The sequence below is a fragment of the Iodobacter fluviatilis genome, from assembly GCF_900451195.1.
GTDB lineage: Bacteria > Pseudomonadota > Gammaproteobacteria > Burkholderiales > Chitinibacteraceae > Iodobacter > Iodobacter fluviatilis.
Window position 1 is genome coordinate 2,607,389 of record NZ_UGHR01000001.1, and the last position, 14,031, is coordinate 2,621,419.

The window sequence follows — 14,031 nt, forward strand, 5'->3', positions numbered from 1 at the left end:
TTACGATCTTTTTGCTCGCTATTTTTACCATCAGCAGCCATGCCGCTGACTTAGCAAGCAGCGTTAAAGAGCGCCTGATTCAGCCAGAAATTTTGCGGGGTGATTTTGAGCAAAACAAACAGGTGAGTGGTTTTAAAAAACCGTTGCTATCACGTGGTGATTTTTTAGTCGCGCGAGATTTGGGGGTGTTTTGGCGCACCAAAACGCCTTTTGCCAGCTCCCTTAAGCTAAGCCGTGATGAAATTGTGGCCAAGCAAGATGGCGCAGTGGCTTTTCGCCTGAGCGCCAGCAAAGAGCCATCCGTACGGATGATTAATGGCCTGCTGTTTTCTTTAATGAATGGCGATATCGGCAGCTTAGGCGAGTTATTTAAGATTGAAGGCAGTGTAAGCGGCAAATCATGGCAACTTACGCTCACCCCAAAGCAAGCGGCGCTTAGCAAAATCATGCGTAAGATCGAGCTATCTGGCGATCAATTTGTCCGCCGTATTTTGCTCGACGAAGCCAATAACGATCAGACTTTGATCCGCTTTACCGCCCAAAACACCGAACCTGCCACACTCAGCAGCGAGGAGCGTGCTCGTTTTGAGTAATCAGGCATCCATCCGGCTACTGGCTAAAGTCTGGCTGCTGATCGTGCTCGCCTTTACCGGGCATAATCTTTATCTGTGGTCCGGCCATTTGCAGCTGGATACCGATATCCTCGCCATGCTGCCGCAAGATGAGCGCGACCCGACGGTGCAAAATGCCACACGGCAACTCAGCGACTCGGCATCTAAACGGGTGGTGGTGCTGATCGGCGGGCAGACTTGGGAAAGAGCGTCTGCCGCAGCCGACGCTTACGCCGCATCCTTGCTAGAAAGCAAGCTACCGCTCGCATTACGCTACAAAATGGGCGATGAAAGTGAATGGCTTAGTTTTTTTACCCCGCACCGCAATCAGCTGCTGAGCGCAACCCAACGCCAGCAACTTACAAGCACCAGCAGTGATGAGCTGGCCCAGCGCGCCGTTGCCGCACTGTATCAGCCCGGCATCGGCATGCCCCGTTTGGGCGAGTGGAAAGATGATCCACTGAATTTACTTGGCGCATGGCTGGGAGAGCGGGCGGCAGAAAGCAAAGTCCGTATCCGTGACGGACGCTTATCGCTGAGCACTTCGTCCCCATCTGGCGAGGCTTTCTATGTTTTGCTGACGCTGGAGCAAAATGGCCCGGCGTTTTCAGTGAAAGCGCAGCAGGCACTCATTCCGGCACTGGATGCGGCCAAAGCCGCCGCACTCAAAACTCAGCCTGAAGTGCAAGTTTTAAGCGTTGGCGTGCCCTTACACGCCGCAGCTGCAGCCAGCCAGGCCGAACGCGAAGTCCATACCATTGGGATCGGCTCAATGATCGGCATTGTACTGCTCACCGTATTTGCCTTTAGCGCCCTCCGCCCGCGTATTTTAGTGACGATTTCAATTGCCATTGGCCTGCTCGCTGCTATTTCGGTGTGTACGCTATTATTTGGTCGCCTGCATTTAATTACCCTTGTTTTCGGGGCCAGCTTGGTTGGGGTGGCCGAAAACTACGGCAGTAATTATTTCAGCAGCCGCCAGGGCCGCCCCGCAGCAGAGCGCTGGGCCATGCTCAAAGCACAGTCGCCCGTGATGTGGCTGGCGATGCTCACCACCGCCATCGGTTATTTACTGCTGGCGCTCACCCCTTTCCCAGGCCTGCGGCAAATTGCCGTTTTCTCGGCCACGGGCCTGCTGGCCGCTTTTGTCACCGTGATGTGGTGGTTTCCGCTGTTTGATAAAGGGGAAATGAAACACACCCGCCTGTCCCTTTGGATAGGCTCACGCCGCGCACTCTGGCCCAGCCTAGGGCGCAATCGTTTAACGCTGATATTGAGCTTAATCGTGGCAATCACCTTGCTTTGGGGTGGCTTATCCATCAAAAGCAACGACGATGTGCGGCTCTTGCAAAGCTCGCCTCCCGCACTGATCGCCCAGCAAATTAAAGTCAGCCAGCTGCTTGATTTACCCAGCCCCGCGCAATTTTATTTAATTCGCGGCGCAAGCATCGAAGCCGTCCTGCAGCAAGAAGAAGCGCTCAAAACTAGGCTTGCACCTCTGATAGACAAAGGCAGCATCAATGGCTATCAGGCCATCAGCGACTGGGTTCCTTCCTTAGCGCAGCAAGCAGCAAACCAAGCACTGGTAGAACGCGTGGTGTTTAGCGAGCAAGGCGTGCTGTCCAAGGCCAGCCTGGCATTGGGCGAAGCGCTGACGCCAGCGTTCAAAACTACCGCGCCACTTTTGATTGCGGACTGGCTGGCGGCTCCTGTTTCAGAACCCCTACGCCATCAGTGGCTGGGGAAGTTTGAAAACGGCTACGCCAGCGTGATGCTGCTGCGTGGCGTCAGTAAACCAGCGCAGCTTGCAGAGCTGGCGGCGATTGCCCCCAGCGTGGCAGGCGTGCGCTGGGTAGATAAAGTCGCCGAAGTCTCCACCGTTATGGGCCGCTACCGGGTGCTGATGGCTTGGGTAATAGCGCTCAGCTATCTGCTGGTTTTTGCCGCGCTCAGCTACCGCTTTGGCAGGCAGGCATGGCGGGCGCTACTGCCCACCTTGCTCGCCAGTGGTCTGGCCTTAGCCATTCTGGCACTGCTGGGCCAGCCCCTGCAGTTATTCAATATTTTGGCGCTGCTGCTGATTTTAGGCATGGGCGTGGATTATGGGATTTTCCTGCTGGAAAACCCCGATCGCCAAGCAACAAGACCGTTTTTATCGGTCACGCTGGCGGCCGCCTCTACCCTGCTTGCTTTTGGCTTACTGGCGCTCTCCGCCACCCCTGCATTGCATGCCTTTGGCCTGACCATGCTACTGGGCATCGGACTTTCCTGGCTTTTCACCCCTGCATTTATGCCAACTACAAAATAAGAAAATGATCCTGACACTTAACCGCTTTATTTTTCAAAACCTACGCACCATTGAGATGATCGGGGTGCTGATGCGTATTTTCAGCTTCAGCCTGGTTAGCTGGCGGGGCCCGGCCAGCCCATTTATGCTTATCTGGAGCCTGAACACCATCGACGCCATCATGCTGGCTTGGTGCTCGGCGTTAAAACGCGATTCTGCTTACACCTTATTATATGGATTCTGGATTATTGTCGGCCTGATCGGCATCTTAAGAGCAGGGCAGTTTATTCATTGAGTTGGTCAGCGCACCCCTAGCCCGCTTAGCAGAACAAAAACAAAACCTAAAAATACAGAAGAGAAATGAAATGCGTATTGAACACACAGAAATACTGATTATCGGCGCGGGCCCTTCCGGCTCGGTGGCGGCAGGCTTATTGCGTAAGCAAGGCCGTCATGTGCTGATCATTGAAAAAGAAGTGTTTCCACGATTTTCGATTGGCGAAAGCCTGTTACCACAAAGCATGGAATACATCGAAGCGGCCGGTTTTTTACAAGATGTGATTGAAGCAGGCTTCCAGTATAAAAACGGCGCGGCCTTTGTACGGGGCGAGCAATCCACTGCTTTTGATTTCAGAGATAAATTTTCTCCAGGCTGGGGCACCACTTACCAGGTACAGCGTGGCAACTTTGACCATGTGCTGGCCAAAGCTGCCGAAAAAGCAGGTGCGGCGATTCGCTACCAGCAGCAAGTTACCACCATCGACCTTGATGGTGATCAGCCTTTAATTACCGTGCAATCTGCCACAGAAACCTATCAAATCAGCGCCCGCTTTTTACTGGATGCCAGTGGCTTTGGCCGGATTCTGCCCCGCCTACTTAAGCTGGAAACCCCTTCGGATTTCCCCGTGCGTGGCGCTTACTTTACCCATATTGAAGATCGCATTTCAAAAGAAGGCTTTGATCGCAATAAAATCCTAGTCAGCGTGCACCCCGATCACAACGATGTATGGTTCTGGACCATTCCTTTTTCCAATGGCCGCTGCTCACAAGGCGTAGTCGCTAGGCCAGAATTTCTAGAAAAATATCAGGGCAGCGAAACCGAGCGCTTACAGGCCATTATTGCCGAAGTACCTACCCTGTCAGCCGTGCTTAAAAACGCCATTTGGGATACCCCGGCCCGCCAGCTGATTGGTTATTCTGCCAATGTCAGCAGCTTATACGGCAAAGGCTTTGCCTTGCTGGGCAATGCGGGCGAGTTTCTGGACCCGGTATTCTCCAGCGGTGTCACCATCGCGGTAAAATCAGCAGCCCTTGCCGCCGCAGCGATTGAGCGCGAATTTGCAGGTGAAACGGTTAATTGGCAGAGCGATTATGCAGATCCGCTGAAAGCAGGCGTCGATGCATTCAGGGCCTTTGTCAGCAGCTGGTATGAAGGTGGCTTTCAGGATGTAATTTTCCATCAGAATCAGTCTACAGACGTGCGCCGGATGATTTCCGCTATTTTGGCGGGCTACGCATGGGATTTAAACAATCCCTATGTGGCGCAACCTAAGCGCTTAAAAACGCTGGAGCAATTGTGCGCGGCTTAATTGTCCTCCTTGCCTTGCTTGGGGGCTGCGCCAGTGAAGTGCCTGAGACTCGCTTACCTACTTTACGCTTACCCCCTGCCGCCTTCGCAGGATCGGTGAGTCTGACGCAAAGACTAAGCGTTTCGGCCTTACCAGCCAACAGCAGCCCGCCCAAGACCTTGGATGCCTTACTGGAAATAAGCCCGGAGCAAGTCCAGCTAGCAGGCTTTGCCCTGGGGCAGCGTATTTTAACGGTAAGCTGGGATGGCCAATCGCTAACAAGCAGCCGTCACGCCCTGCTGCCCAAAGAGGTGGATGAGCAGCGCGTACTGCGTGATGTGCAACTGGTGTACTGGCCGCTCGCCACCATTCAGGCGGCTTTACCTGCGGGCTGGACGCTCAGTGAAGAAGGCGGCATCCGCACACTGACGCAAGGACAGCAAACCATCATCACCATCCGCTATCACGCAGAGCCCCGCTGGACAGGGCAAGCTGATATAGAAAACACGCTTGAGCACTACCGGCTAGTGATTGACTCAAAAGAAACACCTTAAACCCAAAGATCTGCAAACACAGAGAACCGTGAAAACACAAAGCACACAGAGAAAACGCAAGAAACGTTTTTCTCAAGGTTGCTTCTGAGTGCTGTTTTTAAATACTGTGGTCCCTGTATCTGCAGACCTGAGGTTTCTAACAGGAATATGCATTTTGTTACTTGATAGCCATACACGATGAGTATTTATTTAAATCAACTGGGTATTATTTGCGCGCTGGGAAATGGCATTGATGATGTGCGCCGGGCGTTGTTTGCGGATGTACCGGGCGGTGTTGCGCCAACGGCATGTCTGGGTAAAACCCTGTATCTGGGCGTAGTCAATAGCGAGCTTGCTTCGCAAGACACCTTGCCAGCCAAGCTGCACAGCCGCAATAACGCACTACTGCTTACCGCGCTGGAACAAATTCGCCCTGAGGTAGACGCGGCCATTGCCCGCTTTGGAGCGGAGCGGATTGGCTTGGTTTTAGGGACCAGCACCTCCGGCATAGGCGAGGCGCAGGCGGCCATTGCCGAATATCAGGCATCAGGTCAGCTTGCTGAGGGCTTTCATATGGCGCAGCAAGAGCTGGGCTCACCCGCTGCCGCACTCAGCACTCTCCTGGGCCTTGCAGGCCCGGTGATGGTCATTTCCACCGCATGTTCTTCCAGCGCCAAAGCGATGGCGAGTGCAGCAAGGCTGCTTAATGCAGGCATGTGTGATGTGGTGATTTGCGGCGGCGTAGATTCGCTGTGCGATTTCACCGTTGCTGGTTTTTCAGCGCTGGAATCGGTCAGTGCAGAGCGCTGCCAGCCCATGAGCATTCATCGCAGTGGCATTAATATTGGTGAAGGCGCGGCCTTATTTTTAATGAGTAAAGCGCCCGGCCCCGTCGCCTTACTAGGCTGGGGTGAAAGCTCGGACGCACATCATATTTCAGCGCCCGCACCGGACGGCAAAGGGGCCAGTACCGCCATGCAGGAAGCGCTGCAGCGGGCCGCTCTGCAACCGGCAGACATTGGCTATATCAATCTGCACGGCACCGCCACACCGCAAAATGATGCAATGGAAAGCCTCGCCATTGGCAAGCTGTTCGGTAGCGATACACCATGCAGCTCGACCAAGCCTTTAACCGGCCACACGCTGGGTGCTGCGGGTGCCATTGAAGCGGCAATCTGCTGGCTTACCCTCAGCGGCAATCCCACAGGACAACTTCCCCCTCACTGGTGGGATGGCGCAAGCGACCCTGCAATGCCCCCTCTGGCACTGGTAAAGCCTGGTCAGTGTACAGAAACTCCCCTGCAATATACGCTCAGCAATTCCTTTGCATTTGGTGGCAGTAATGCCGTGCTTATTTTTGGAAAAAACCATGCAGCCGATTGAATACCACATCAGCGAGATCGTGCCGCACTCCGGCAGGATGCTTTTGCTCGATCGCGCCATCGCTGGGGACGACACGCATTTTGAATGCGAAGTAACCATCGCCGCAGACAATCTGTTTTTTACCGGCACAGGCGTGGGTGCATGGGCTGGCGTTGAATATATGGCGCAAACCGTAGCCGCATGGGCTGGCTGGCAAGCAAGATTAGCCGGGCAAGTGCCTAAAATCGGTTTTTTACTGGGCAGCCGCCGCTATAGCTGCAAGGTGAGCGAATTTACCCTAGGCCAAGTGCTCATCATCAAAATTAGCAGAGCCTTTCAGGCCGACAATGGCCTAGGGCAATTTGATTGTCAGATTTTGATTGAGCAGCAGGAAGTCGCCCAAGCCGCACTCACCGTATTTGAGCCACTGGATGCGAGCGCGTTTTTAGCGGAGCAAGCGGGTACAACAATATGAGAAAATCGTTCTAAGCAAGAAAAATGGTAAGTGTAAGAGCGCTAAATCTTGAACCACAGAGGGCACAGTGACCACAGAGTTTCACAGAGAAAATCACAAAGATAAACCGGTTTACTCTGTGTTCTCGGTGTCCTCGTTTTACACTGTGATTCAAGGTTTAGCTCCTTGTGCAGACCCAAATAATTAAAAATACACAATGAGACGCAAGCAATGAGTAACAAAACAATTCTGGTCACAGGCTCCAGCCGGGGTATTGGGCGCGCGATTGCCATGCGGCTGGCCAAAGATGGCTTTGATATCGTGCTGCATTGCAAGAGCCGCATCGATGCCGCCGAAGTCATCGCAGCCGAAATCACCGCACTGGGCCAAAACAGCCGTATTTTGCAATTTGATGTGGCTAACCGTACCCAAACAGCAGAAGTTTTACTCGCCGATATCGAAGCGCACGGCTGCTACTACGGCGTGGTTTGTAATGCGGGTATCGCTATGGATAACGCCTTCCCCGCCATGCCACCGGAAGGCTGGGATGCGGTGATTCATACCAATCTAGATAGCTTTTACAATGTGTTGCACCCGCTCACCATGCCGATGGTTAGGCAACGAAAACCTGGCCGCATTGTCACGTTATCGTCCGTTTCTGGACTGATCGGCAATCGCGGCCAAGTGAATTACAGCGCGGCCAAAGCAGGAATTATTGGCGCAAGCAAAGCGCTGGCTGTGGAGCTAGCCAGCCGAGCCATCACTGTAAACTGCGTGGCGCCCGGCCTGATCGACACCGAAATGGTGGATGAGCGCGTATTAGAAGAAGCCCTGAAAATCATTCCGGCCAAGCGCATGGGTAAACCTGAAGAAGTTGCCGCAGCCGTCAGCTTTTTAATGTCGGAAGATGCCGCCTATATCACACGTCAGGTGATTTCAGTGAATGGAGGCTTGGTAGGATGAAACGCGTTGTTATTACCGGCATCGGTGCCATCAGCCCGCTTGGCCACGACTGGAAGACCGTTGAAGCGGCACTTAAAGCAGGCAAAAATGCCATCCAGGTGATGCCTGAATGGCAAGTTTTTGAAGGGCTAAATACCCAGCTGGGTGCACCTGCAGCGCCCTTTGAGCTGCCTGCGCATTACAACCGCAAAAGCACCCGCAGCATGGGCCGCGTGGCACTGATGGCGACTCGCGCCAGCGAATTGGCATTGATCGATGCGGGTCTACTGGATGATCCACTGGTCAAAAGCGGCCAGATGGGAATCTCTTATGGCTCCTCTGCCGGCACGCCCAAAGCGATTGGTGACTTTGGCCGCATGATGGCGGAAAAATCCACCGAAGGCATTAACGCCACCACCTATATCAAAATGATGTCGCACACTGCGGCCGTCAATATCGGCGTATTTTTTGGCATTACCGGCCGGATTATCACCACCTCCAGCGCCTGTACCTCCGGCAGCCAAGGCATAGGCTATGCCTATGAGGCCATCAAATTCGGCAAACAAATCGCTATGCTGGCCGGCGGTGCTGAAGAGCTGGACGCCACCGAAGCCGCTGTTTTCGATACCCTATTTGCCACCAGCGTGCAAAACGCTACGCCCGAAGCTACTCCCCGCCCTTTTGACGGTAAACGTGATGGGCTGGTGATTGGCGAAGGTGCGGGCACACTGGTACTGGAAGAGCTGGAACACGCACTGGCGCGCGGCGCGCATATCTATGCAGAAATCATCGGCTTTGGCAGCAATAGCGATGGCTCGCATGTCACACACCCCAATTCGGCCACCATGACCCAGGCCATCCGTCTGAGCCTTGCAGATGCCGCGCTGCAACCCAAGGACATTGGCTATATCAATGCCCACGGCACCGCCACCGATCATGGCGATATCGCCGAATCCCACGCCACGCTGGCGGTGTTTGGTGCACAGACCCCCATCAGCTCGCTCAAAAGCTATATGGGCCATACTCTGGGCGCTTGTGGTGCTTTGGAAGCGTGGATCAGCATCGAAATGATGAACAGCGGCTGGTTTGCCCCTACCATTAACCTGACAGAGCCAGACGAGCGCTGTGCCCCCTTGGATTACATTACCGGCACGGGGCGAGCCATCGAATGCGATATCGTCATGAGCAATAACTTTGCCTTTGGCGGGATAAATACATCGCTGATTTTTAAGCGCTGGGGTTGATTGATACCACGTAGTAAATACCAAATTTTGAAACACAGGGAATCCAAAAGAAAAACTATCAGCAACAATGTGAGCACCAACTGAATGACTTAAACGATTTAAATAATCGTCCCTTTTAAAACATAAGGTTATCCGTAATGAAATTAGTAATTATGCTTTTAATGCTTGGCTCTGCCACTGTTATGGCAAGCGAAAAAACGTATCTTGAAACACCTGTTCTATATTTGCCGGATGCCAGTGTGATTAAGCGAGTAAAAGAAGAATGCAATGTTGAAGAGCTACTGACTAAACGCGTTGGAAGCAGTTTAGCCCACCTTAACCGCGCAGAAGGGACCGTATCAGCAGATGTCACTAGAGTTGATGGCAATGTACTACGCCTAAGAATTGCACGAGTTACTGGCGTTGGTGGCGGTGGGTTTAGCGGTCCTAAATCAATTACTGTAGTTGCAGAGCTTTTAGAAAATGGGAAAGTTCAGCGTCAATCAAGATTAAACCGCTGGTCAGTTGGAGGATTCTGGGGTGGTTTTCGTGGCACCTGCTCTATCCTTGATCGCACTGCAATTGCAATCGGTAAAGATTTAGCTCGTTGGGTAAAAGATGCAAGCTACACCATTAAAGAAGATGCTGATATTAAAGATGATGCTTCAGCAAAAGAAAATAGTGAGCCATTAGAAAGCACAACAATCAAAAATAGCGAGCCTGCAAAAACCAGCTAACTTTATATTTATCCGCCAGATAGATGAACCCAAGGAATATATCTATCTGGCCGATTTACAAAGCCTGCCACCTATTTAATGGCATATCCGCTTAATCTCTGAGTCTACGGGGTTAAGGCTTTTTCAAAGCCACGGTTTCAGCCAGCGCGTAAACATCCACCCCCTGCTGAGCAAGCAGGGCTTCCAGTGCGGGCATGAGCACACCAAGTTTTTCTTCCAAGGCATCGCGTACGGTATCGACAACCACTTGTGTGGCACGCTCGATTTCTACGTTAAAGATGCTGCCCACCGCCTTGCCTTCAAAAATCGTCATGCGGCGGGTTTCGGGAATCAACCATACTTCAAACCAGCAGTCTGTTTTATTGGTTTCAGATACCGTTAGGCTAGCGCCATCCAAGGCGATATAGCCTTTCGCGAAGATGTATTTCATCCCAGCTTTAGGCACGCCGATTCTGAAGCAGCAGTTTTCATTATCCTTACGAATATCCAAGAGCGTAGCGGTAAAATCCACATGACCAGAAAGCGGATGGCCGCCAATTTCTGCACCATCTTTAGCGGCGCGTTCGGCATTTACCTGGCTTCCCAGCTGTAATTGCCCAAGGGAGGTAATGCGCAGGCTTTGCAACATGACATCAAAGCTGGCTTTGTCATCGGCAAAAATTTCAGTCACCGTTAGGCAAACGCCATCAATCGCCACGCTGGCACCTAGTTGTATGTCTTTACAAAAGCCAGCCGGAAAGGCGATACGAAATGTCCGCATGCCTTCCCTGTCATCAATCGCTTCAATCTTTGCAACGCCCTGCACAATCCCCGTAAACATTTATTCAGCTTCCTTAAAGAGTTCTGGATTTGCTTCGCGCACACGCTTCGAAGACTTAAGTAAGTTGCAATGATCACAAAAATAACTCACCGAGCCACAGGCCGCGACCACATCAAGCGGCCGCTTGCAATCAGGGCAAATTGGCAGCGATTTTTGCTCATTTGTCAGTTTATCCGGCATAGAATTCCCCAGCATCAGTAAAGCGCAGTGTAAGCCGCAAATCGTCTCCAACTAAGCGACGCTCTACTACCTTAGCTTGTAGCTTGTGGTTTAGATCAGTTAAATCAAGTGTAGCGATGCCTTTTGCTGTGTCACCAATGATCACAGGGGCTTGATATAGCAACAATTCATCCACCCATCCCGCTTGAAACAGGCCACCAACAAGCGTCCCGCCTGCCTCAACCGTGACTTGATTGCAGCCACGCACGGCCAATTCTTGCAGCAGCGCATTTAAATCAACGCGGCCCTGAGCATCGGCCAGAATCAACACCTCTGCCCCTGCGGCTTCTAAAATATGACGCTTGAGCTTGTTATCCTGAGCCGCAACAATGAGTACACCAGCTTGCTTAAACAACTTTGCATCGGGCGGGGTTCTCAGCTGGCTGTCTAGAACCACACGCAGTGGCTGCCGCTCAACTGCAAACTCGCGCACCGTCAGCTGCGGATCATCCGCCAGCACGGTGCCCACCCCGGTAAGCATCGCGCAGGATCGGGCGCGTAGTTTTTGCACATCGGATCTGGCCGCAGGGCCTGTAATCCACTGGGATTGCCCGTTAGCCAGCGCCGTACGACCATCTAGGCTGGCGCCCATTTTGACCGTGAGCCAAGGACGGGATCGAACCATGCGGCTGATAAAGCCTTTGTGATGCTCCAGCGCTGCTGCGTGCAAGACGCCCGAGCTCACTTCAATCCCAGCCGCAGCCAAACGCGCTAAACCTTGCCCCGCCACCAAGGGATTAGGATCGGTCAGTGCGGCCACCACACGTACAACGCCTGCTTTCACCAAAGCATCGGCGCAAGGCGGTGTGCGGCCATGGTGGCTGCAAGGCTCCAGCGAGACATATGCAGTAGCGCCGCGAGCCAAATCACCCGCCATACTCAAGGCCATCACCTCGGCATGCGCGCCGGGCGCGCCTTTTACCACACCGCCACCCGCAGGCTGGCTAAAACCCGCCCCCACCACCTGCCCATTTTTCACCAACACACAACCCACAGAAGGGTTAGGCGTAGCACTATTTTGCCCCAAAGCCGCCTGCTGCAAAGCCAGCTGCATATATTGATGATCGATCACGTTCATAGGTTTCCTAAGCATGAGACAGGCATAACAAAACCCACACCTTGAACCACAAAGAAGGAAACAGTGTTTCACAGAGAAAACCAAACTTGGACTTTCTCAGTGAAACTATGTGCTCTCGATGTTCTCTGTGGTTCAAGATTTTGTGAGCGAGGATAAGCTGTGAAGGTTAAGCGGGCGTTTTATTCCTTACTCACTTCACGAATCACATCGCGGAAATCGTCGACGTCCTGGAAGGAGCGGTATACAGAGGCAAAGCGGATATAGGCGACTTTATCGAGTTTGGCGAGCTCAGACATCACCATTTCGCCGATCTGGCGACTCATGATTTCTCTGTCGCCCAGCGACAAAGCCTTTTGAATAATTCGAAGAATAGCGTCGTCCACCAAGGGCGTGGGCACCGGGCGTTTATGCAGGGCGCGCTCAAAGCTGGTGCGGATTTTTTCACGATCGAATTCAGCACGCTGACCATTTTGTTTCACCACCTGCGGCAAGCGCACTTCGGCGGTTTCAAAGGTGGTAAAGCGCTTATCACACACAGGGCAACGACGGCGACGGCGCACTAAATCGCCATCATCAGATACACGCGAGTCAGCAACCAGCGTATCAGGGGAACCACAGAAGGGGCACTTCATCACAACCCCGCAAAGAACAAGAAAATAGAACTGAAACTAAATCTTGAACCACAGAGGACACAAAGACCACAGAGGGACACAGAGAAAATCAAGGTCAGGCTTAGCTAAAGTCTTTCATGATGTAAGCACCATTTGCCTCTCCCATCACTCAGAATTTATCACTCAGTCATGCCGAGGTTTTCTCTGTAAAACGCTGTGCCCTCTGTGCTCTCTGTGGTTTAAGACGTAACAATACTTAAACGATTAAGTCAATTAAGCGCCGTAAACTGGGAAGCGGGCGGTTAATTCTTTTACTTTTACTGCAACAGCCGCGATATTGGCTTCATCGGCTGGATTATCCAGCACATCTGCAATCAGATTCGCGACCTGTACCGCTTCTGCTTCTTTGAAACCACGAGTGGTGATCGCTGGCGACCCGATACGGATACCAGAAGTCACAAACGGGCTTTCCGGATCATTAGGGATGGCGTTTTTATTCACGGTAATGTGAGCCAAGCCCAGCAGCGCATCTGCAGCCTTACCTGTTAAGCCTTTAGAGCGCAGGTCTACCAGGAAAACATGCGATTCGGTCCGGCCAGAAATTACACGCAGACCACGTTCGATCAGGGCAGCAGCCATGGCTTGTGCGTTTTTCAGCACTTGCTCTTGGTAGGTTTTGAATTCTGGTGTTGCTGCTTCTTTAAATGCCACAGCCTTAGCTGCAATCACATGCATCAAAGGGCCGCCTTGCAGCGTTGGGAACACATTCGAATTGATCGATTTTTCAAATTCAGCTTTAGCCAAAATCAAACCACCACGCGGGCCGCGCAATGTTTTATGAGTCGTCGATGTTACAAAGTGAGCATGTGGCACTGGGTTTGGATACACGCCAGCCGCGATCAGGCCAGCGTAATGCGCCATATCCACCATAAAGTAAGCGCCCACCTTGTCGGCGATTTCACGCATACGTGCCCAATCAAAGCGCAGCGCGTAAGCAGAAGCACCGCCGATCAAAAGCTTAGGCTTAGTTTCAAGCGCTACGCGTTCCATATCGTCGTAATCAATTTCTTCGTTTTCGTTCAGGCCGTAAGCCACGATATTAAAGAGCTTACCGGAAAGATTCGCTGGCGAGCCGTGTGTCAGGTGACCACCGTGACCCAGATTCATACCCATTACGGTATCGCCTGGCTTTAAGATGGAGAAATACACAGCTTGGTTGGCTTGCGAGCCGGAATGCGGCTGCACATTGGCGTACTCTGCACCAAACAGTGCTTTCACGCGATCAATCGCCAACTGTTCAACGGTATCAACAAATTCACAGCCGCCATAAAAACGCTTACCAGGATAACCTTCAGCGTATTTATTGGTCAGTTGCGAGCCCTGAGCTTCCATCACCGCTGGGCTGGTGTAGTTTTCTGACGCGATCAGCTCGATATGCTCATGCTGGCGAACAACTTCACCTGCAATGGCAGCGGCTAAATCAGGATCGTATTGGGCGATAGTGGCGGACTTGGAGAACATAGAGTTGGCGCTTCCGTAAGTCGGTTGGGAATAGGGAATGCGCAGGATTCTACCACGGACGAGGC

Annotated in this window: 15 protein-coding genes; 10 read left to right on the forward strand and 5 right to left on the reverse strand. The window is 52.5% G+C overall.

What is annotated here, in order from left to right; all coding sequences use genetic code 11:
- The first annotated feature begins 11 nt into the window (after positions 1 to 11).
- From DYD62_RS11995 to DYD62_RS12040, 10 genes are all read left to right on the forward strand, one after another.
- On the forward strand, positions 12 to 593 hold the full coding sequence (locus tag DYD62_RS11995; protein ID WP_165928638.1) for an outer membrane lipoprotein carrier protein LolA: 582 nt from the start codon (positions 12 to 14) through the stop codon (positions 591 to 593).
- Positions 577 to 2,919 (forward strand): MMPL family transporter, encoded by a 2,343-nt coding sequence (locus DYD62_RS12000; RefSeq protein ID WP_132038636.1) that lies wholly within the window; start codon positions 577 to 579, stop codon positions 2,917 to 2,919. The genes DYD62_RS11995 and DYD62_RS12000 overlap by 17 nt, the downstream gene beginning before the upstream one ends.
- 4 nt (positions 2,920 to 2,923) lie before the next feature.
- Positions 2,924 to 3,193: a CBU_0592 family membrane protein gene (locus tag DYD62_RS12005; RefSeq protein WP_207916428.1), complete on the forward strand. Its 270-nt coding sequence runs from the start codon at positions 2,924 to 2,926 to the stop codon at positions 3,191 to 3,193.
- Positions 3,194 to 3,263: 70 nt separating this feature from the next.
- Positions 3,264 to 4,487 (forward strand): NAD(P)/FAD-dependent oxidoreductase, encoded by a 1,224-nt coding sequence (locus DYD62_RS12010; protein WP_115227554.1) that lies wholly within the window; start codon positions 3,264 to 3,266, stop codon positions 4,485 to 4,487.
- Positions 4,475 to 5,020, forward strand: a complete 546-nt coding sequence (locus tag DYD62_RS12015; RefSeq protein WP_115227555.1) for a DUF3261 domain-containing protein — start codon at positions 4,475 to 4,477, stop codon at positions 5,018 to 5,020. The genes DYD62_RS12010 and DYD62_RS12015 overlap by 13 nt, the downstream gene beginning before the upstream one ends.
- Positions 5,021 to 5,197: 177 nt before the next feature.
- Positions 5,198 to 6,382 (forward strand): beta-ketoacyl-ACP synthase, encoded by a 1,185-nt coding sequence (locus tag DYD62_RS12020; RefSeq protein ID WP_115227556.1) that lies wholly within the window; start codon positions 5,198 to 5,200, stop codon positions 6,380 to 6,382.
- On the forward strand, positions 6,369 to 6,836 hold the full coding sequence (locus DYD62_RS12025) for a hotdog family protein (RefSeq protein ID WP_172476499.1): 468 nt from the start codon (positions 6,369 to 6,371) through the stop codon (positions 6,834 to 6,836). The genes DYD62_RS12020 and DYD62_RS12025 overlap by 14 nt, the downstream gene beginning before the upstream one ends.
- Before the next feature lie 210 nt (positions 6,837 to 7,046).
- Positions 7,047 to 7,778, forward strand: a complete 732-nt coding sequence (gene fabG / locus DYD62_RS12030) for a 3-oxoacyl-ACP reductase FabG (protein WP_115227558.1) — start codon at positions 7,047 to 7,049, stop codon at positions 7,776 to 7,778.
- The gene (locus tag DYD62_RS12035; RefSeq protein ID WP_115227559.1) at positions 7,775 to 9,001 is read left to right on the forward strand and encodes a beta-ketoacyl-ACP synthase; all 1,227 of its coding nucleotides are present in this window, start codon (positions 7,775 to 7,777) and stop codon (positions 8,999 to 9,001) included. Before fabG ends, DYD62_RS12035 begins: the two co-directional genes overlap by 4 nt.
- Before the next feature lie 137 nt (positions 9,002 to 9,138).
- Complete coding sequence (locus tag DYD62_RS12040; RefSeq protein WP_174900834.1) at positions 9,139 to 9,717, forward strand: hypothetical protein; 579 nt, start codon at positions 9,139 to 9,141, stop codon at positions 9,715 to 9,717.
- Between the two features lie 112 nt (positions 9,718 to 9,829).
- On the opposite strand, the gene DYD62_RS12045 is transcribed toward DYD62_RS12040, so the two are convergent.
- From DYD62_RS12045 to glyA, 5 genes are all read right to left on the reverse strand, one after another.
- The gene (locus tag DYD62_RS12045) at positions 9,830 to 10,537 is read right to left on the reverse strand and encodes a riboflavin synthase subunit alpha (RefSeq protein WP_115227560.1); all 708 of its coding nucleotides are present in this window, start codon (positions 10,535 to 10,537) and stop codon (positions 9,830 to 9,832) included.
- The gene (locus DYD62_RS24425) at positions 10,538 to 10,732 is read right to left on the reverse strand and encodes a YfgJ family double zinc ribbon protein (RefSeq protein ID WP_115227561.1); all 195 of its coding nucleotides are present in this window, start codon (positions 10,730 to 10,732) and stop codon (positions 10,538 to 10,540) included.
- A complete protein-coding gene (gene ribD / locus DYD62_RS12055; protein ID WP_207916422.1) occupies positions 10,707 to 11,834 on the reverse strand; it encodes a bifunctional diaminohydroxyphosphoribosylaminopyrimidine deaminase/5-amino-6-(5-phosphoribosylamino)uracil reductase RibD in 1,128 nt (375 codons plus the stop codon). The genes DYD62_RS24425 and ribD overlap by 26 nt, the downstream gene beginning before the upstream one ends.
- A gap of 179 nt (positions 11,835 to 12,013) precedes the next feature.
- Positions 12,014 to 12,466, reverse strand: coding sequence for a transcriptional regulator NrdR (nrdR, locus tag DYD62_RS12060; protein ID WP_115227562.1), 453 nt, complete (start codon positions 12,464 to 12,466; stop codon positions 12,014 to 12,016).
- Between the two features lie 252 nt (positions 12,467 to 12,718).
- Positions 12,719 to 13,966: a serine hydroxymethyltransferase gene (gene glyA, locus DYD62_RS12065; RefSeq protein WP_115227563.1), complete on the reverse strand. Its 1,248-nt coding sequence runs from the start codon at positions 13,964 to 13,966 to the stop codon at positions 12,719 to 12,721.
- Positions 13,967 to 14,031: the final 65 nt, after the last annotated feature.

Excerpts from the sequence above, each read along its gene's own strand:
- DYD62_RS12040 (WP_174900834.1), top strand. The coding sequence starts at position 9,139 with ATGAAATTAGTAATTATGCTTTTAATGCTTGGCTCTGCCACTGTTATG.
- DYD62_RS12010 (WP_115227554.1), top strand. The coding sequence starts at position 3,264 with ATGCGTATTGAACACACAGAAATACTGATTATCGGCGCGGGCCCTTCC.
- DYD62_RS12045 (WP_115227560.1), bottom strand. The coding sequence starts at position 10,537 with ATGTTTACGGGGATTGTGCAGGGCGTTGCAAAGATTGAAGCGATTGAT.
- DYD62_RS24425 (WP_115227561.1), bottom strand. The coding sequence starts at position 10,732 with ATGCTGGGGAATTCTATGCCGGATAAACTGACAAATGAGCAAAAATCG.
- nrdR (WP_115227562.1), bottom strand. The coding sequence starts at position 12,466 with ATGAAGTGCCCCTTCTGTGGTTCCCCTGATACGCTGGTTGCTGACTCG.
- glyA (WP_115227563.1), bottom strand. The coding sequence starts at position 13,966 with ATGTTCTCCAAGTCCGCCACTATCGCCCAATACGATCCTGATTTAGCC.
- DYD62_RS12035 (WP_115227559.1), top strand. The coding sequence starts at position 7,775 with ATGAAACGCGTTGTTATTACCGGCATCGGTGCCATCAGCCCGCTTGGC.
- fabG (WP_115227558.1), top strand. The coding sequence starts at position 7,047 with ATGAGTAACAAAACAATTCTGGTCACAGGCTCCAGCCGGGGTATTGGG.
- DYD62_RS12005 (WP_207916428.1), top strand. The coding sequence starts at position 2,924 with ATGATCCTGACACTTAACCGCTTTATTTTTCAAAACCTACGCACCATT.
- DYD62_RS12020 (WP_115227556.1), top strand. The coding sequence starts at position 5,198 with ATGAGTATTTATTTAAATCAACTGGGTATTATTTGCGCGCTGGGAAAT.
- ribD (WP_207916422.1), bottom strand. The coding sequence starts at position 11,834 with ATGAACGTGATCGATCATCAATATATGCAGCTGGCTTTGCAGCAGGCG.
- DYD62_RS12025 (WP_172476499.1), top strand. The coding sequence starts at position 6,369 with ATGCAGCCGATTGAATACCACATCAGCGAGATCGTGCCGCACTCCGGC.